Source organism: Streptomyces sp. NBC_00252 (assembly GCF_036187565.1).
Lineage (GTDB): Bacteria > Actinomycetota > Actinomycetes > Streptomycetales > Streptomycetaceae > Streptomyces.
On record NZ_CP108087.1, the window covers coordinates 6,326,498 to 6,344,624 of the forward strand.

The 18,127-nt window shown below is 64.2% G+C and carries 13 protein-coding genes; 7 read left to right on the forward strand and 6 right to left on the reverse strand.

Annotated elements, in window-relative coordinates:
* The first annotated feature begins 382 nt into the window (after nucleotides 1–382).
* The 5 genes from OHT77_RS28030 (at nucleotide 383) to OHT77_RS28050 (ending at nucleotide 11,307) form a co-directional block, all read left to right on the forward strand.
* On the forward strand, nucleotides 383–2,482 hold the full coding sequence (locus OHT77_RS28030; protein WP_328831186.1) for a hypothetical protein: 2,100 nt from the start codon (nucleotides 383–385) through the stop codon (nucleotides 2,480–2,482).
* Complete coding sequence (locus OHT77_RS28035; protein WP_328831187.1) at nucleotides 2,482–3,429, forward strand: hypothetical protein; 948 nt, start codon at nucleotides 2,482–2,484, stop codon at nucleotides 3,427–3,429. The genes OHT77_RS28030 and OHT77_RS28035 overlap by 1 nt, the downstream gene beginning before the upstream one ends.
* Nucleotides 3,422–9,013 (forward strand): DEAD/DEAH box helicase, encoded by a 5,592-nt coding sequence (locus tag OHT77_RS28040; RefSeq protein ID WP_328831188.1) that lies wholly within the window; start codon nucleotides 3,422–3,424, stop codon nucleotides 9,011–9,013. The genes OHT77_RS28035 and OHT77_RS28040 overlap by 8 nt, the downstream gene beginning before the upstream one ends.
* A 160-nt stretch (nucleotides 9,014–9,173) precedes the next feature.
* A complete protein-coding gene (locus OHT77_RS28045; RefSeq protein ID WP_328831190.1) occupies nucleotides 9,174–10,595 on the forward strand; it encodes a PIN-like domain-containing protein in 1,422 nt (473 codons plus the stop codon).
* Nucleotides 10,596–10,713: 118 nt separating this feature from the next.
* On the forward strand, nucleotides 10,714–11,307 hold the full coding sequence (locus tag OHT77_RS28050) for a hypothetical protein (protein ID WP_328831191.1): 594 nt from the start codon (nucleotides 10,714–10,716) through the stop codon (nucleotides 11,305–11,307).
* A gap of 223 nt (nucleotides 11,308–11,530) precedes the next feature.
* Here the strand turns inward: OHT77_RS28050 and OHT77_RS28055 are convergent, their stop codons facing one another.
* Nucleotides 11,531–11,734, reverse strand: a complete 204-nt coding sequence (locus OHT77_RS28055) for a DUF397 domain-containing protein (RefSeq protein ID WP_328831192.1) — start codon at nucleotides 11,732–11,734, stop codon at nucleotides 11,531–11,533.
* Nucleotides 11,735–12,580, reverse strand: coding sequence for a helix-turn-helix domain-containing protein (locus OHT77_RS28060; protein WP_328831193.1), 846 nt, complete (start codon nucleotides 12,578–12,580; stop codon nucleotides 11,735–11,737).
* Nucleotides 12,581–12,855: 275 nt separating this feature from the next.
* Here OHT77_RS28060 and OHT77_RS28065 point away from each other — a divergent pair, with 275 nt between their 5' ends.
* Nucleotides 12,856–13,431 (forward strand): ATP-binding protein, encoded by a 576-nt coding sequence (locus OHT77_RS28065; RefSeq protein ID WP_328831194.1) that lies wholly within the window; start codon nucleotides 12,856–12,858, stop codon nucleotides 13,429–13,431.
* On the opposite strand, the gene OHT77_RS28070 is transcribed toward OHT77_RS28065, so the two are convergent.
* The gene (locus tag OHT77_RS28070; RefSeq protein ID WP_328831195.1) at nucleotides 13,404–14,180 is read right to left on the reverse strand and encodes an HNH endonuclease; all 777 of its coding nucleotides are present in this window, start codon (nucleotides 14,178–14,180) and stop codon (nucleotides 13,404–13,406) included. The genes OHT77_RS28065 and OHT77_RS28070 overlap by 28 nt on opposite strands.
* Before the next feature lie 172 nt (nucleotides 14,181–14,352).
* On the opposite strand from OHT77_RS28070, the gene OHT77_RS28075 reads away from it, so the two are divergent.
* Entirely contained in the window at nucleotides 14,353–15,489 is a 1,137-nt protein-coding gene (locus OHT77_RS28075) for a DNA cytosine methyltransferase (RefSeq protein WP_328831196.1), read from the forward strand.
* On the opposite strand, the gene OHT77_RS28080 is transcribed toward OHT77_RS28075, so the two are convergent.
* From OHT77_RS28080 to OHT77_RS28090, 3 genes are read right to left on the reverse strand one after another with little or no spacing between them, the layout of a single operon-like run.
* Nucleotides 15,486–15,968, reverse strand: a complete 483-nt coding sequence (locus tag OHT77_RS28080) for a very short patch repair endonuclease (protein ID WP_328831197.1) — start codon at nucleotides 15,966–15,968, stop codon at nucleotides 15,486–15,488. The genes OHT77_RS28075 and OHT77_RS28080 overlap by 4 nt on opposite strands.
* Nucleotides 15,969–15,980: 12 nt before the next feature.
* The gene (locus tag OHT77_RS28085) at nucleotides 15,981–16,958 is read right to left on the reverse strand and encodes a NaeI family type II restriction endonuclease (protein ID WP_328831198.1); all 978 of its coding nucleotides are present in this window, start codon (nucleotides 16,956–16,958) and stop codon (nucleotides 15,981–15,983) included.
* Between the two features lie 36 nt (nucleotides 16,959–16,994).
* The gene (locus OHT77_RS28090; protein WP_328831199.1) at nucleotides 16,995–18,017 is read right to left on the reverse strand and encodes an SEC-C domain-containing protein; all 1,023 of its coding nucleotides are present in this window, start codon (nucleotides 18,015–18,017) and stop codon (nucleotides 16,995–16,997) included.
* Nucleotides 18,018–18,127 lie beyond the last annotated feature (110 nt).

The window sequence follows — 18,127 nt, forward strand, 5'->3', positions numbered from 1 at the left end:
GCCGGGCGGATGGCGCAGAGAGGGTGTGGCGGGGGACACCGAGCCAGTCGGCTCCTCGGGAACCTAGGGCGTCACAACTCAGCTCATCTCCGGCAATGTCCTCGAAGCCGGTCGTGAGATATACGCCCATCGCGGACACTCCGTAAGCCTCAATTGTCTGTGGTGGTGCCGCTACGTAAGGTGACGAATCTCGTGCATATGCCTGTTGCGCAAGTAGCTTCCGCAGTAGGGTGATTGCCCTGCATGCGTAGTAAGTGCGTTCCTCCGCTTACCTGTTGCGCGGACAGACGGCTGTGCCCTCCCTCATGGCGGTGAGTGACCGTTGAGCGCGCCCCTGTACCGGGTCTTGGTGCGCGGATACGGAGGGGGAGCGGGAAGGCTGATGAGAGCGACGTACAGACAATGGCACGAAGTGCTCTCTATAGAGTTCTTCGGCGCGGATCACGCGCTACAGAGCGCCGTCCTGTATGTGGATGACGAGATCGAACGGCAGCTCGCCGAGTTCTACGGTATCGAGACGGGTCTGGCTCAGGCTGTTGCTGGCGAACTCAACTGGAGCGACCCGGAAAGACCGTTGTTCAGCCACGTCCAGCGCGAGTGCGTGCAATGGGTGAACAACGGGACCGAGGAGCCGCCTCCTAGCCTTCCGGTGCTCGCCCTGTCTGTACTGGCTGCTACCCGCATGGCGTCATCCGACGGGATGCTGAGGAGTAACTTTTACGGGCGCTGGATCCAGGTGTTCGGCGAGCAACTGTCTGGCTACCGCGCGAACAAGCTGGAGAAGGCATTCGAAGACGTCGCCGAGATGTGGGCCCAGCTGGACAGCTGGCTGGAGGACACGGGCGGCCTCTTCGGCACCAGCACGGTGAGCACTGACGACTTCTACTGGAAGATCGGCTTCCCCATCTCGCAGGCGCTGGTCCGTGGTTCGGACCGGCAGATCCTCACTCGCTTTTTCGCCACAACTCGCCTGAGGCCGCGCAATCGGACCGAGGTTTCCGGCCGAGAGCTTCTGCGGCGGCTTCGTGTTTGGACGGCGGGCCGGGAGCGGGACCTGTCCCCCCGGCTCATGGAGGAGCTCGCAGGCGCTGGCGACACCGGTGAAACTCTCATCACAAGTCTCCTCAAGCGACTTGCCGATGACTGGGACGGGACTCTTCACGAGCCGGAGCAGGGACACCGGCGAAGGGCTCTTGGGCTCCGGCTCATGGTCGCCGACCGAGGAAGGCGACTTGACTGGCTTGCCGAGGCCGTCGAAGCGAGGCCCGAGACTGAGGTCACTCTGTCTGGCGGGCGCACATTCACCCTTCGTAAGGAGTACGGCGACGTCTACGGAGGGCTGGAGTCCCTCCGGCCTTCCCCGCAGCAGTTGGCTCACGGCATATGTCTCGAAGGTGAGGCATTGGTTCTGGAATGGGTGCCGCAGGATGTAGTGCTGTTGCGGATGCATCCGTATCTCGGTGAGTGGGTGAGCACCGAGTACTTCGAGCCTGGCGAACAGCACTGGATCCTCGCTGCAGACTCCGCTGTCGGTGAAGTGCGCTCCATGGTCAATGCTCTTGGCGGCCGGACGGTCCGCGAGACGGCGGCCCCGGTGGTGGGTTGGAAGCTGTTCAAAGGCGTCCGTGCCGTCAACGGGGGCGCCTTCACTAGCACTCTGGATCGCGGTGGAGCCCATGCCCACGTCCTTGAGCCCCAGATCCGGCAACACGCCGACTTGTCCGGCGGGCTCCGCATCGCGTCCGAGTACAAGGTGGGTTCCGGAGTCGCAGGCCACTTTCTCCGCGGCGGTGGCCCGGACCTGCTGCTGCCCGCGAGTGAATCCCCGGACGGCCGCGTGGAGGTCGTGCTTGACGGCCGCACCGAGAAGTTGCGTGCAGATCCCCGCATTCCCTTCCCGCTGTGCCTCGTCCCCCTTGACGAGGGGGAGCACCGAGTAGGCACAGCGCAGAGCAGCCAGGTCTTCACCCTGTACGACGGGCTGCACGAGGGGCTTCCGCCAAGGACTGGGATGCTCGGGTATGACTGTAACGGCACTGCCCGGCGCGAGCTGAGCGAAGTCGGCAATTCCGGGGCGGTTATCCGAGGTGCTTATGCACCGGACAGCATCAGGCTCCCGCGCACCGAGCTTGTGCGGAGTGATGTCCTGGAAGCCGTTCTGATCGATCCCTGTGGCAGTGCGCGCAGAGTCAAGCAGCAGTCAGTCCCAGCGTGGATGGTGACACGGCTGCCGGAGGACGCCCGCGGCTCCTGCCTTGAGGTCGAGGTGCCGGAAGGATATGTCTGGCTGGTTTACCGGACGACAGCCCGGTGGTCCGTTCGGGCGCTGGCCGCAGCAGCGGACATTCCTGCCCCGGCGCCGTCTCACGACGACTACGCCTGGGCGCATGCGGTGCTCAGTGCTGCAGAGCGCTCGCACACCCCGGTATGGCTCAGCTATGTGGCGGCGGCGGAAGTAATCGCCGGAAAGCGGGGGGCCTGATGACTGATCCAGGAGACCTGTTGCTGCGCTGGGTGAGCGAGCGGGGAGCGGGAGCGCTGTCCGACGTCAAGCAGGGTATGTGGTGGCTCGCATCCACACATTGCCCGGACATCGAACCGGGCGCCCCAGGCCGCTGGCTGCGCGACGCTGTCTCACTCGGCCACATGGACATTGACTGGCGCAACCGGCGTTGGTCCGCGGCACCGCCCGCACTGACGCGGCTGCCGAGGGCGCGAGGGCTGGCGGCGCTGACCGGGAGTCGGACAGCTGCCTTCGACGATCGAATCGAACAGGCCGTAAAAGACGGTTTGGTGGAACTTTTCCGGGTGCCGAGTGCGCGTCCGCCTCGGGATATCCCTCTCCCTGTCTCGCTGATCGTCCAGTTCGATGACGAGGCTGGACTGGCCCAGTGGGCGGCCGAGCTTGGAGCCCAGTACGCGTCGTGCTTTGCCCTCCAAGGTGCTGCCCTGCTTCCACCTCTCGGACTCGAAGTACGCACGTCTAAACCGGAGTTCGGGCAGCCACTGGAGCAGTACAACCTGGATCGCCGGGAATACCAGCCTGCAGACCGGCCCCTGAGCGATGGCCTTTACCGGCTCAAGCAGCGCGAAGGCAAGCGCGTATGCCAAGTCCTGCGCAATGGCGAGTGGTACGAGACCAGCCACGAGGAAGGGGTTTATGCCGTCCTGGAATCCCGGGACCCGGAGGCCGATGTGCTTCGCTGGCTGCCCGAGCAGGACTGCGGGCGGGAGAGATTCGGGACTCTTTACGTCGACTGGGGCTACCCCCTGCCCGACCTGCACAGACGCGTGGCCGTCATGTGCTCCGGCCTTGCGCCGCGGATTAACGCGCATGCCGAGAACCTGGCGTACGACAACGTGCCCCAGACCGTAGCAACCAAGATCGCAGACTCGCTCGGACAGCACCTTGGAGAGAACGATGAGTGACTCCGTCGAGGAACAGCCCCGCAGCAGCGGCCGGGACGTTGACATCCTGGGGTCGTTCGAGCACCTGAAAGAAGCGCTCTTTCGCTACTACAACACTCCGTTCGGCCTCGCTGACCAGCACCTGGAAGAGGAACGGCAGGGACTCTTCGACGTGGACGGCGGGGCGTGGCGGCGTCCCCTCCTGGAAGTCCGCCCGCGATACGCCACTGTGGACGCAGGGATCGCGGAGTCCGTCCGTTCAGCGGGTGCCCACCCAGACCTCGCGGAATTGGTGCAGCTAGGCCTGGTGCAGGGTGTTCCGTCGCTCTACGAGCACCAGCACCGAGCCCTCACCGCTGCGGCCCGAGACGGGCGGGACGTCGTCGTCACGGCAGGTACCGGCTCAGGCAAGACGGAGGCGTTCATGCTGCCGGTCCTGGCCGACCTCGTCCGTGAATCCGGGGCCTGGTCGGCGGGAACGCTGCCGTCCAATCGCTGGTGGGCGTCCCCTGACGGTGAATACCAGCCGCAGCGGGCAGGCGAGACCGGCCGGCATGCTGCCGTACGTGCTCTGGTCCTCTACCCGATGAATGCCCTGGTCGACGATCAGATGATGCGCCTGCGCAAGGCTCTCGACGGTGACGAGGTCCGGGCGTGGCTTGCGCGATCACGACCAGGCCACCGCTTCTACTTCGGCCGGTATACCGGGGCGACGCCGGTTCCCGGTGACTTCGGCTCAACCGCCGGCGTGAAGACGCTCCGCAAGGAGTTCGCTGCGACGGAGGAGCGCTCGCGCCAGGCTCAGAAGGCTGCCGGAGACGGCCGGTTCTTTATCCCGAGGCTCGATGGCGCGGAGATGCGCTGCCGCTGGGACATGATCCAGGCACCGCCGGACATCATGATCACGAACTACAGCATGCTGAACGTCATGCTGATGCGGTCACGCGAGTCGGGCATCTTCGACAAGACACGCCGCTGGCTTGAGGAAGTCCCGGACGCCCGCTTCACCTTGGTCGTCGACGAGCTCCACATGTACCGGGGCACCGCAGGCACGGAGATCGCCTTCCTCCTGCGCAACCTGCGCCACCGGCTCGGCTTGGACGACAAGCCGGACAAGTTCCGGATCCTCGCGGCTTCGGCATCCCTTGAGGCGCCCCGCGACCTGGACTTCCTGCAGGAGTTCTTCGGCGCTGACCGCGACCGGTTCGAGGTCCTCGGCGGCCAGCTCGTGCTGCCGCCCCACACACGTACCGATATCTCCGAGCATGCCCCTGCGTACGCGGCTCTCGGCGCCGCTCCCGAACCTGCTGAGGCTGACAGGCTCCTGGTTGACACTGGAGCCGCCGATGCGTTCGTCAATGCCCTGCGTGACGGCGACCGGCTCATCGCGGACTTCGACACGGAAGTCGCCGCGCGTCTCTTTCCTGGCGCTGATGCTCAGATCCAGGCGGACGCGATGCGCGGAATTCTCACCGCGCTGCGCAGCTCGGAGGCCGTCGGCACTCCCAAGCTCCGTGGACACCTCTTCTTCCGCAACATTCCCGGAGTGTGGGCCTGTTCAGACCCTGCCTGCCCTGATGCCCCGCGCCTGGAAGGCGCCGAGAGGACCGTCGGCAAGCTGTACTCCCGACCCACACCTCGGTGCAGCTGCGACGCCCGCGTCCTGGAGCTCCTCTACTGCCAGAACTGTGGGGATGCGTTCCTTGGCGGATACGCCCCCGGGTCGGCATTCCAGAACGCTAAGGGGCGGCCCTTCGAAGCCGGCCTGCTCGCCGACCTGCCCGACCTCGACTCGCTTCCCGACGCTGCTGCTCTCGGGCCGAGCGCGGCCAACTACATCGTCTACTGGCCGCGCAGGGATGAACCGGCCACGGAAAAAACCGCCTGGGACCGCACGTCCGACAAAGGGGTGCTGAGCGCCAGCTTCGAGTTCAAGCGCAGTAAATACGACCCGCGCACTGGCATGCTCCGGAACCAGACCAACCACACTGGCTGGTCCTTCCACATCAGTGTTCCCCCGTCCAAGAGGGGAAACACCCGACTCAAGTCCGGCAACCTCCCCGCGGCGCCGACCCAGTGCCCTTCGTGTGGCGATGACTGGGAGTTGAAGCAGGCCGGGAGTGAGCACCTCAGCTTGGGCGACCCGCGTCGCATGCGCACCCCGGTCCGGTCTATGCGTACCGGTTTCGAGAAGGTCAACCAGGTGCTTACCACTGGCATTCTCTCGCTCCTCCCGAACCGGCAGGCCGTCGTGTTTTCCGACAGTCGGCAGGACGCGGCCAAGTTGTCGGCCGGCCTAGGCCTCCGCCACTACCAGGACTTGCTGCGCCTGCTCCTTGCCGAGGAGGTCGCGGGTCAGGGCGACCCGGTGGCTGACCTATCCGCCGTATCGGGCTTCTACCGGAAGTCACCCGACAACCCGGTGGACAGAGAGACGGCCAAAGCCGCACGCGTCCGGCTCCGGGCCCGAGACCGGGATACATACGATGCGTGGGAGAAGCTCCAGAAACCTCAAGCCGCTGCGAGCCTCGACGACCTCGATGATGATGTCCCCGACCCAGTTGAAGAGGCCGCGCTCTACAACCTCCTGAGCCGCGTGCCCAGTCTCGATAGCCATGCCGCCGCCGTTGCTGAACACCTCGTGAAGCTTGGCGCCAACCCCGGCGGACCGAAGGCTTCCCTCCAGCAAACGGCCTACCAGAAGGGCTCCCTCCCGCAGCCCTGGACCTCGCTGTTCCGCTGGCCTGAGGGCCAGAACGGCGAAGTACGGGATGAATCCGGCCTTGTCCTGAGTGAGCGCCAGGAACAGCTGCGCCAGGACATGCGCGAATCCCTCAGCACCGAACTGCTCAGCGGCCTTTTCGGCAGCGCCGGGCGTGACTTCGAATCTCTCGGCCTGGGGTGGCTCACGCTTGCGTCTGACCAGGCGCCGCTCGAAGCCGAGCGGGCGTCGGATGCCGCGCTCGCTCGGACGAGCCTGCGGATCCTTGGCCACATGCGCCGGTTCGCCGGTCTGCGCAGCCCTGCAGACAACCCGCCGAAGAAGCTCCGGGACTTCTGGGCCAGTGCGGCCGATCACCTCGGTCAGGACCCGGACGACCTCCAGGCCACGGTGGAGCGGATCTGGGGGACTGCAGTCCTCAAGTACGTCATCCAACCCGAGCACGTTGCGCTGCGCCACGGCGCTGCTGTGTCCTGGACTTGCTCCACCTGCAATCGCCGTCACCTCCACCCGGGCGTCGGCGTCTGCACGAAATGCAGACGGCCCCTTCCTGCAGAGTCCGAACAGTTCGAGAGCACCGACGCCGACTATTACGCCTGGATGGCACGCCAGCAGTTCGGGCACTTCCGGCTCAACACCGCTGAACTCACCGGCCAGACTGACCGCCTCGACGCTCAGGCCCGCCAAGCCCGTTTCCAGGGCATCTTCCTTGACGGCAAAGAGCACGCGCTCCCAGACACCCTCGATGTCCTCTCCGTCACCACCACGATGGAAGCCGGTGTCGACATCGGCCCGCTGTCCGCAGTCCTCATGGCCAACATGCCTCCGACGCGGTTCAACTACCAGCAGCGTGTGGGACGCGCTGGACGCCGCAGTTCGCCGGTCGCTCTCGCCCTGACCGTGTGCCGTGGCCGCAGCCATGACGAGTACTACTTCCAAGACCCAAAGCGCATCACCAACGACGCGACCCCACAGCCGTATTTGTCTACCGACATGAAGGACATCTATCAGCGGGTCCTTGCAGCGGAAGTGCTGCGCCGAGCCTTTGACGCAGTGCAGGTTGTAATGGAGGGCGACGGCGAGCTCGACCCGACCCGCAACGTCCACGGCCAGTTCGGGCACTGCGTCGACTGGCACATCGTCAGTGAGGCTGTTGGCGCTTGGATCAAGTCGCACGATTCCGAGATTCGAAGGCTCGCTGGAGCCCTCGGCGACCGGACCCGAAGCGTGTGGTCCCCGGCCGAGGCAGCGGAATGGGTCGCCTCGGAGCTCGTCGACCGCGTTACACAGATTGCAGACCGATCCAACGGCCACCATGAGCTCAGCCAGCGACTGGCAGAGTCGGGCCTGCTGCCGATGTTCGGATTCCCTACGTCAGCCCGGTACTTGTACACGAAGCGCCCCTACGACTCGTACCCATGGCCACCCAGCGGAGTCGTCGACCGCTCTCTGGACATTGCCATCTCGCAGTTCGCACCTGGTGCGGAGACCGTGAAGGACGGGCAGGTCCACACTGCTACCGGAGTCGTCGCGTTCGAGCCGATGGGCAGGTCCCCGCGAGCTGTGGACCAGCCGCTCGGACAGTCCATCCCCATCGGGATCTGCCGCGCCTGCGGACACCTTGCGGACAACGTGCAAGTGTCTCTAGTTCAGGAGGACGACGTGCCCCAACGGCCCTGCCGCGCCTGCGGAGCTACTGATGGGTCATACCGGGAGATCGAACTCCGCGAACCGGCAGGCTTCTACTCCGGTGGCAAGGCCCGCGATTTCGATGGCAACTTTGCCTGGCGTTCGAGGTCGCTGGCACCGCGCACGGCCGCCGATCTCGAGCGTGGCGCGCCAGAGAAGATCGCGACAGCAGGAATGGCCGTCCACGCGGGCAAGGGCCAGCGGTTCGCGGTCAACGACAACGGCGGTCGGCTCTTCAACTTCGCGAAGCTCACCCCGACTGCACGCTGGGCCGGCGCATACCTGGAGACCGGGGCGGCGGAGCTGTTCCCATGGCTTCCGAAAGACATCGCAGCCGGTGAGGAACCGCTGACCACCGCCATCGGCGCTGCCCAGCACACCGATCTGTTCCTCCTCGGGCCTCAGGCCGGCGAGATCCCTGCTCTCGGCCTGCGTCTCAACCTCACGTCCGTGCCTCAGAGCACCGGCTTCCCGGACGAGCGCTCAGGCAGGCGGGCCGCCTGGTACTCGCTTGCTGCTCTGCTTCGGACCGCCGCAGGCTCAATCCTTCAAGTCCAGCCCAACGAGATCGCGTCCGGCATCCACGGAGCAGGATCCGGTAGCCGCGAGGCGCGCACTTTCGCCTTCCTCTCCGACACCCTGGACAACGGTGCCGGCTACTGCACGCACCTCGCTGAGCGCGACGTCTTCGAGCAGCTCATGACCACCGCTGACCAGATGCTGGCCGACTTCGCCGTGGGAGTGCATGGCCGCGACTGCCGAGGCTCGTGCTACCAGTGTCTCCGTGACTACACGAACATGGCGTACCACAGTCTGCTCGACTGGCGGCTGGCCGGTGACCTCCTTGCCATCCTCCAGGGCAAGGGCGCCGCGAGCGATCAGCGCGTCCGACGGGCTGCGGGGCTGCTGCGGAACTGGGCTTCGGACTTCCCGTCCGAAGATGCGGAGTTCGTGGACGACCTCGGAGGCACCGGGCCTGCCGTTCTGTTCGAGGAGCGGGTCTGGGTCGCCGCCAAGAGCCCGTTCGAGGCGGCCGACGGGTCACTGCAGTCCGCCCGCATCAGTGTCGTTCGCAACGCTGCCGCATCTGATGGCCGGAACGTTCCGGACGTGGTGTTCGTCGACGACTTCCTCCTCGACAAGGCACCAGCACGGGTCACAGCTCTTCTCGCCGACTTCGACGGAATGCAGTAGGCGATGTCCTCTTGCGGTCTGGAAGGCGTAACTGCAGAGGCAGTTGATTGCCTGTGCCGAGAAATAGGCATCGATAGCCGTGCACGCGCTTCGTGGCTACCGGCGGCCTGTGCCAGGATGATCATCCGAGGATTTGAGGACGGCTGAGCCGGAGGCAGATATGAGCGACCCGGTACTCCTGCAGCGGTTTGCGGCATGGCTTCAGCCGCAGCCATCGGCGGTGGATGCTGAGCGCAGCGCGTTCTTCCAGAACGGGATCATCGTGCTTGACACGAACGTGCTCCTCAGCCTGTACGAGTACACGGAGACGTCCCGGGAAGAGGTCCTGTCGGCACTCGAGCAGACCGCGGGAAGGCTGTGGATGCCGTACCAGGTCGGCCTCGAGTTCGTCCGTGGCCGCCGTAGCACGCTTGAGTCGCGGAAGAGGGCGCTGGCGGACGCTGCGTCAGATGTGAACAAGAAGCTCATGGCCGCGCGCAAGGCGATTGTCGAGGCCAAGAACCTCGTGTGCACTCAGCTGGGCAAGTACGCCCGAGCGCCGGAAGAGATAGCCAGCTTGGATGCATTGGTCAAAGACGCAGACGTTGACAAGTACCTGTCCGTCTACCGGGACGAGTTCAAGCGCCACCTGGACATGCTGAAGGCTGATCACGGCCTGGCCCTCAACGCGGCCGATGCAGAGGACCCGATCCTCCCGCGCGTTGCGGAACTCTACGGAGAAGGCGTCGGTCAGCAGCCGGACGATGAAGTGCTGCGCAAGCGCCTGGAGGAAGCAACCGCATTTCGTTTCCCGAACAAGATCCCTCCAGGATTCGCGGATTCCGACAAGGACACGCCCCTGAGGTCGGCTGGCGATTTCCTGCTTTGGGAAGAGCTGGTTGAGCACGTCAGCCAGTTGCCTGCATCCAGCCGCCGTGTGCTGTTCGTATCGAATGACACGAAAGAGGACTGGTACGAATTCGGCTCTGGCACTCGCAGTTCACGACCGTGGCCGAGCTTGGTTGATGAGCTGAAGCGGAGGGCAGGGGCGGAGCTGAGGATCGAAACCCAGCTGAACTTCTACGGCGGGATCAGGGAATTCCTGGACGTTGAACTTGCTGAGGACACATACGCTGAGATCGTTCGGGTGTCTGAGACCTTCGACGTGAAGGTCCAGGACGGCGAGGCGCTCGTCACCGAGGACACGGCCCCCCGACTTCCCCCGCCTGAAGGACTGGCGCTCGTCGCACTACAGTCGGTGGGTCTCGCATCCTCGGCCGTGCGTGCGGCTGTCGACTCGTCCTCCCCGTCCCAGTGGATGTTCCAGTGGTGGCTCATCGGCGTGACTGCCCAGCTAGGGCGGAGGGTTCCCGACGACTGGGAGCCCAGCGTCGGCATCGCAGCGGCATCTAGGAGCTCCGAGCCGCCGTCACAGCTATGGAAACCAGGTACGGTCCTGCCGCCGGGTGAGTGGCTGCATCGGGACTCGTCGTGGATCGCGCCGTGGTTCATGGAACTGCTGGACGCCACTCCGAAGATGGATCGGGCCGTACTGCGCGGGCTCGCGGCGCAACAGGCAGAGGAGAACAGGCGCTCGCGGTGACGGTGCAGGCAGCTGCTGTACGGGTCTGCGCGAAATTGACTTCCCCCATTGGACTGCTGCGGTAGCGTCTCGGACTTGATGAGCACGTGTCAGAAATGAAGGAGAGGGGCAGTGCAGCGTGGCGATAGAGAATCAGGGCGCGTTTGAGGTGTGGCAGCGCCTGAAGCCTGACACTGAATTCGCGGTCAACGCGCTCAGTTCAGCCTTGAAGGAGCCGGACGAGTCGCCTGCCGCGATCCTGGACGCATACCTGTTCGCGAAGCACGCTCTGGCACAGTCCATGCAGTCGCTGCTGCGGTCTCAACTGCCGGCATCTTGTGTCGAGTTCCACGAACTGCGAGCGCGGATCCAGCTTGAAATGCACTCGAGGTTTTCGGGCCATGTACCCGAGCAGTATCTGAAGGTCCCGTACGGTACGAAGGCCAACGAAGAGCTATTCGCCGTCCTGCACCAGGAGATTGGCTCACCGGTTGACAACGCTCGTCTCCGCACTATCAACGCGGACGACGTCCACACGGAGCGCCGCATCAGGGAGCTCAGAGAGCTGGGGCTGGACATCACCTCGAGCACGGTGAACGGTCGGCAGCACTACACCCTGTGCTCGCTGGAGCTCAACAGCGCTAAGATCCGTGAGCTCGTGGTGAAGGCGATCGGTAAGACAAAGCTGCTCTCCAAGGAGCAGAAGGACCAGATGATCGTGCGGCTCCCGTAGCGGACCGTGTACGGCCGCGCTGCTCATCGGCCAGGGCATCATGCCGACGGCCCGAGGGGCGGGCAGCGTTACGCGCCGGATCGTGGACCGCGTTCCACGAGGGGCCGTTGAGCTTGGAGTCCGCGCGGCCGTCCGCAGCGGCCCTGCTCACTGGGCCAACTTTGCTTCGCCTGCGGCGCCGTGGCCCGGGATTAATGGTTGCCTTGATGCCCCGCCACGCCCATCAGCTGCCGAGTCTGTCTCTCGTCAGGAAGTCGGCCCAGGCCTTCGCCGAGACCACGAGGTGTAGTTCCTCAGGCCGCTTGGAGTCCCGTACAAGCACACCAAACGGAACGATGGCAGCCTCTACGCACTCGGTGGTGTTACCGCCGCTGTAAGACGACTTGAACCATATGGGCTTGGGGAGGGACTGAGGACCGACAGGCATTTAAAGCTCCTTGCGTGCACGGTGGATCATGGCGGAGGAAGCCTCCATGTCCAACGCTTGTGCACGGAGGTACTCGAACGCAAGTCTGTATCTGTCCAGTTCCTCATCCTTTTCCAGGAAGAGGGAGCCCGTGTGGAAGTCGACGTAGACCACGTCGAGGGCTGGTTCGGTACCGCCGATGATGACGAAGCTGCCAAGGGCAGCAGCATGGGCTCCCTGGGAGAAGGGCAGCACCTGAAGCGTGATGTGCGGCGATTCGTTGGCTTCGAGCAGCCGGTCAAGCTGGTCCTTCATGGTCTGCGGTGACCCGACAACGCGACGGATCACGGACTCATCGAGGATCGCCCAGAGCCGCGGCGGTTTCGGGCGGGTGAGAATCTCCTGCCGTTTCATGCGGATGTCGACCAACCGCTCGATCTCGGCCGACTCCAAGGGGACTTCGTTGGCCTTCTGGAGCGCTGTGCTGTAAGCGCGCGTCTGCAGGAGACCGGGGACATACACGCAGGCGAAATGGCTCTCGTGCACGGCTTCGTCTTCGAGCGTGAGGAGCAGGTTCATGCTCTCCGGGATGGAATCGGCGAAGGAACTCCACCAGCCCTGCTGTTTGGCGTCTTTCGCCAGGCTGACAACTGCCTTACGTTCGGCTTCAGTTGCTCCGTACGCACGGCACAGTGCATCTACAACGAGCCATTTCACAGGCCCGGCTTGGGTCTCGTACCTGCTGACCGTCGCCTTGGATACACCAACGAGCCCACCCGCCTCCTCAAGGGTCATCCCCTTACGGGCGCGCAACTTCCGCATCGTCGCGCCTAGTTGGCGGCGGCGGGTTGTGGTCCGTTCGGACATTCGGCTCCTTCGCCATGTGCCGGGCGGCCGGCCCGGAGTTCCCCGTCAGGCTATGCAGCGGATCAGTGGACCCACCATCAGATTCACCCGATAGATTTTGGTGAGAAGTTACACAGTGAGAGTTCTCTGTGTCATGCTCGCCCATAGATCGCTACGCAGTGCAGCCGTATGGACACGGTGGGCGCAGCATGTGCGTGGACAGGGAGAGAGGACTGGATGTGTCTGGTTGCAAAGCCACCGAACCCCGACTCCGCTGTGTCCTGCCTTTCGAGGCAATGCCGGCTGAAGTGCGCTTGCTGCGCAGAGCCACTGCCAAGCAGCTTGGCCGGTGGGGCATGTTCACGGCTGTCGATGAGGCGGAGCTGCTCGTCACGGAACTGGCGACGAACGTGATCAAGCATGTCGGTGAGGGGACTTCGGCGACCTTGATCCTTGAGCGGCGAGGCGAGCGCCTGCGGCTCGAAGTGCATGACAGGAGTCCTGTTCTGCCTTCACCCAGGCTGGCGGAGTGCACAGAGGAGTGTGGTCGTGGGTTGCATCTGCTCGCAGCGCTCGCGGTGGACTGGGGCGCAGTCGTGTCCGCGGTGGGCAAGGCGGTCTGGTGTGAGGTCTCCGTGGAGGAGGAGCGCGCTTGCCTACGCCTTGAGCGAGCAGTCGAAGTGCTGGAGAACTATTTGGAGGCAGGCAGTGGCCCGCCCCTGGGGGGTCGGCGGCGAGAGGTGGCCCTTGCGGGGTCGGCGGTTGAGCTGATCGCCGATCTGCTGCACTGGAGTGCTTCTGGCGGACATGACCCGGATGACATCCTCGACCGTGCTCAGATGCACTATGAAGCTGAATCGGAGGCGGCGTGAGGGATTCTTCTGCGAGAGGCCTTCTGCATCTCGGCCCGGAGGGTGTCGGGTGTGCGCCAGGATTCTCCGCGGAAGCTCTTGTGGCACATGCGGTGACAGTTGGCACACAGGAAGGCCAGATCGTCGAGCTTGGTCTCCGTGGGACCGGATACGTGGAGGGGCAGCCTGTGGTGAACCTCGACATATCCGGTGCCCAACTCGCCGTATGCGTATGTGAAGTCGAAGCTGCAGACCTCGCACCGGATCACCTCACCGCGGCGTCGTGCTTGCTGAATCTTGCGGTCCCGCAGCCCGCGGTCACGCTCGCGATAGATGGCCCACCGTGCCAGCAGTTGTCCTTCGCGTGCGGTCGTCTCCTCATCGTCACCGGCTTCTTCCGGCTGTGGCTTGATGCGGTGCAGTTCCCCGGAAGCGATGCCCGAACGAATGGCGCTGGCGGCAGCCGCCATTTCGGCTGGGTACCGGAGGAAGTCGGCGACAACGTCTCGCGTTGGCTGGCCGCCTCGCGTTGTTGTCCCTCTGTAGTCAGGGTGCGCCGTAGCGATGTCGGTGGTCTTGCGGCTGACGCTGTTAGGCGAGCGGAACCTCGGATCGGATTTGGCTGCAGTGCTGTGCAGGGGCAGGGTGCGCAGCAGGTCGGACAGCTCCAGGGTCTCAGGGTCGTTCTGCCGCAGCTCGTGCCAGCCGTTCTCGGCAACAAGCGCGCAGGCGAGCATCAGTTCGTCCCTGGTCCAGGAGATTCTTGCCATGGGCGATATCGTACGGGCATTCGATGCCGTTTCGTGAGTGGCTCAAGTCGGGTGTGTGATGACGCAGACTGTCGGAGGCCGCGATGTCGGTCGCGATGTCAGTGTCATCTGTCACCCTCTGTAGTGGCTGGCAGTGCGGGACGTCAGCGGAGTTCATGCAAGAGGAGGGTCGATGACCGACACTGACCAGGACTACTACACATCGATTGAGATCTGCGCGGGCGCGGGTGGCCAGGCCATCGGTCTGCATGCTGCGGGGTTCAAGCATCTCGCGCTCATCGAGATCGACAAGCATGCGGCGACTACTCTGTCGGACAACATCGGGACACGTTCGGAATGGGAGTGGGAGCGTAAGCACTGCGACGTGCTCTGCATGGACGTGGTGAAGTTCGACCCCGGGGAGAGCCTGCAGAAGAGCAAAGGGCTCTACCGCAAGGGTGAAGTCGACCTGCTCGCTGGTGGTGTTCCGTGCCCCCCGTTCTCTCATGCAGGTAAGCAGCTGGGTGAAGATGACGAGCGGGACCTCTTCCCGCGAATCCTGAAGTTGGCGGATGAGGTTCGTCCGAGGGCCGTCATGATCGAGAACGTGCGCGGTCTGATGGATGCAAAGTTTGACGGCTACAGGCAGCGTATCCAGGCTCAGCTTCAGGATATGGAGCCAGACGAGAACGGGCTGCCGGGTTACGAGGTCGTGGGATGGAACATCTATGAGGCAGAGCAGTTCGGCGTTCCTCAGCTTCGGCCCCGTTCTATTCTCGTAGCCTTCCGCAAAGACGTACTGAAGGATCTAAAGTACGAACGTCCTGCACCCAATGCCGAGCGGGTTACGGTTTACGACGCTCTAAAAGCGACGATGCAGGCACGCCTCAAGCCGTTTAAGCAGGGCCCTCAGGCTGCCGCTGCGCGCCAGGTTTACGAGACGTGGAAGGAAGCTGCGCGCAAGGATGTAGCGCCTACGCTCGTGGGTGGTTCGAAAAAACACGGCGGTGCCGACCTCGGCCCCAGCCGAGCCAAGAAAGCGTGGAAGGCCCTGGGCGTGTCAGGCATGGGCGTGGCTAACGCTCCAGTGGGCGGTAAGCCAACCGGCACCGAAGGCAGGGACCTTTTCGGCAGTGAAGGACCGATGCTCACGGTTCCTCAAGCTGCGATCATTCAGGGTTTTCCTCTGGACTGGAATTTCAGCGGAGGTAAAACGGCGCAGTACCGGCAGGTTGGAAATGCTTTTCCTCCTCCTGTTGCCGAGGCCATCGGAAAGTCGATCATCGACGTGCTGAAGGCTCATCGTGAGCGCGTTGGAAGCAAGCGTTAGCTTTCTTTCTTAAGGGCTTCACGCCTCTTCTGTACTTCGGTCGAAATCCGTGCCGCGCACTCGTCGGATGGCTCGTGCTCCCAAAAGCGGAGTACGAGCCAACCTGCGTCCTTCAATTTCCGGTCCGTGTCTCGATCGCGTGTCATGTTCCCGGCCACCTTGTCGGACCAGTAGCCCGAGTTGGTTTTTGGTGGTACGTAATGGTCTGGGCAACCGTGCCAGTAGCAACCATCGATGAACACTGCGACTTTGGCAGGGCGGAACACCATGTCGGCTGTGCGCCGGAGCTGTGGCAAAGGCCTGGCGGCTACGCGGTAGCGCAATCCCTGTGCGTGTACCAGTCGGCGGATCAGCTGTTCGGGCTTCGTGTCCCTGCTGCGGATTGCCTGCATGTTGCGGCGCCGGGCAGCAGATGAAGCCCATGATCCTTCCGGAGGTGTCCAAGTGAGCGGGGCATTCCCCGATGGCTTTTCGCTCATTGCGCTGTCCATTCAGTACGCGGCAGGAGCCGCATAGTTGCCGTCCCCCTCTCGCCAGACTGCGTAATGCGCGTCGCCGATCCGCGTACTTCGGCGCGAGGTGTCGGCAGCTGTGACTTCCCCTACGCGAACGGCTACCCAAGATCCTTTTTCCGGAACTGGAAGATTCAGTTCGCGAGCAATCCGCGGATGTTCATTCATGTGGCCAAGAATCATGATGCCCTCTGGGCGAAGGTGGATTCGGGCATCACGCACACGCTTAGGGCTGTCATCTTGGCGCGCTACTGTGAGGACGGTGTTGCGGTTGACGGGGCGACCTTGAACGCGACGGAATAGCTCATTTGTCCGAGACTGACCTCCGTTTCCATGGCCGCGGCGCCCGGCGGATGCGTTGAAGATTGCGAGCCTTTCCCTTTCGGGCAGACTTAGCAGGATGTTCTCGGGCAGCTTTCCGTCAGGTGTGAGCCATTTCACGGCTGCTCTGCCCGCGGCTGACAGGGTGCCCTTTCCGTCTCGGTTTCTACCGATGTTCAGAAGGTCGCCATGGATTCGGAGCATACCCACTTTGTAGGAGGCTTCATGATCGTTTGCCTTAGTGAGTAGGCAGATGTGACCATTTGCCTCCCCGGGGATCGTCCAGTTCTCCCCGATTGTGAACTTCGAATCCACTTCGTGGCCGATTACGAAGTAGTCCATGGACTGTCCGCGCCCTAGTTCAAACTCGGAGCGGAGGATGATCTCTACCTTGGTTCCCAGATATGTTTTCTCTGTTTTCTCGAGGTCGTCAATATCGAATCGACCCGTCCGCTGGCCGTCGAGTACCTCGTCGATCGACTGGCGCACTGCTTGACCGAAACGTCTTGTGAAATCTGGTCGCAATCTGAACCAGTCGAATACCTCCTGCAGGCCTGAGTCGCTACTGCGGAGGTCGTTCGATTGCGCAATGTTGGTGGCGGCGGCGATGTCACGGGAGAAAAGGGAGTCTTCCAAGCTCGTTTCCTTAGCTGTGGGCGAGTGGCCTATTGGCTAAGAGATGCCGTGACACTCCTCATACGCCCGCCCCGACCCACACCAACAAGAAGCCCCCCGCTGAGGCGGCCACACCACAGCCCGCCCCCGCGCGGCCAGCGTCGTTGCGTACTGCGGCAGTAGGTCGACGTCTGACGGGGACGCGCCCTCCGACGCGGCGAACGCCTCGTAGGACGGGACCGTGCCCGTGACGATGCCGAGGTTCGGGGTGCCGGAGGCGGCCAGCTCCCGCAGCGAACCCTCTATCGTCGCGAGGTGTTCCTCGTGGGACGGGTACTCCGCCGTGAGGGACTCGTACGCGGCGACCAGTTCGGCCAACTCGCCCTCGGGCCAATGGAGTACGGCCACGGGGAAGGGGCGGGACAACGCCTCCCGGTATGCCCCCAGCTCCGCCCGCAGTCGCGAGATCTCGGCCTCGAGTTCCGCCGGGTTGTCGGAGCCGAGGGACCACACCCGCTTCGGGTCGTGCAGCTCGTCCAGGGAAACCGGGGACGCATGCGTCGAGTGCAGGGTGTCCGCCAGCGTGTCCCACTCGTCGTGGGCGACGCCCAGCATGCGGCGGACGCGGTGGCGCCCGAAGAGCAACGGGTGGGTGGAGTACGGGGGTTCGGCCACGTCCGTGAGGAGCAGAGTCGCGCCCTCCGTGAACGTCTCCTGCGCCGCCTCCAACTCGTCGTGGGACTCCAGGGACTCCGCGACGATCACCCACGGCGCCGGGTCCCGCGGGGCCCCCGCGCGGATGCCGTCGATGATCGCCCTGGCCTCGGCCTCGTGGCCGTACTCCCAGAGGTTCGAGGCCTTGAGGGCCCGTACCAGATGCGGGGTCTCCAGGGACTCCGCCGATGACAGCAGGCGGTCGTAGAGCGCGGTGGCGGCGGGGCGGTCGCCGGCCAGTTCCAGGTGGGCCGCGGCCTGCAGGAGCAGGGCCTCGGCGTCCTCGGGATACAGGGCGGCGGTCCGTTCGAGGCGGGCCGCTTCGGCGGGGTGGTCGACGTTCTCGGCGGGCGTGTCGGGGCGCATGAACGACACGGTACTGCCGATGCCTGCGCAGATGGAGGCAAGGGCAGAGATATGCCCAGGTCGGCCGGTGAGGGTGGGGTGGGGGAGCGGTGCGGGCGTCGGCGCGGGCC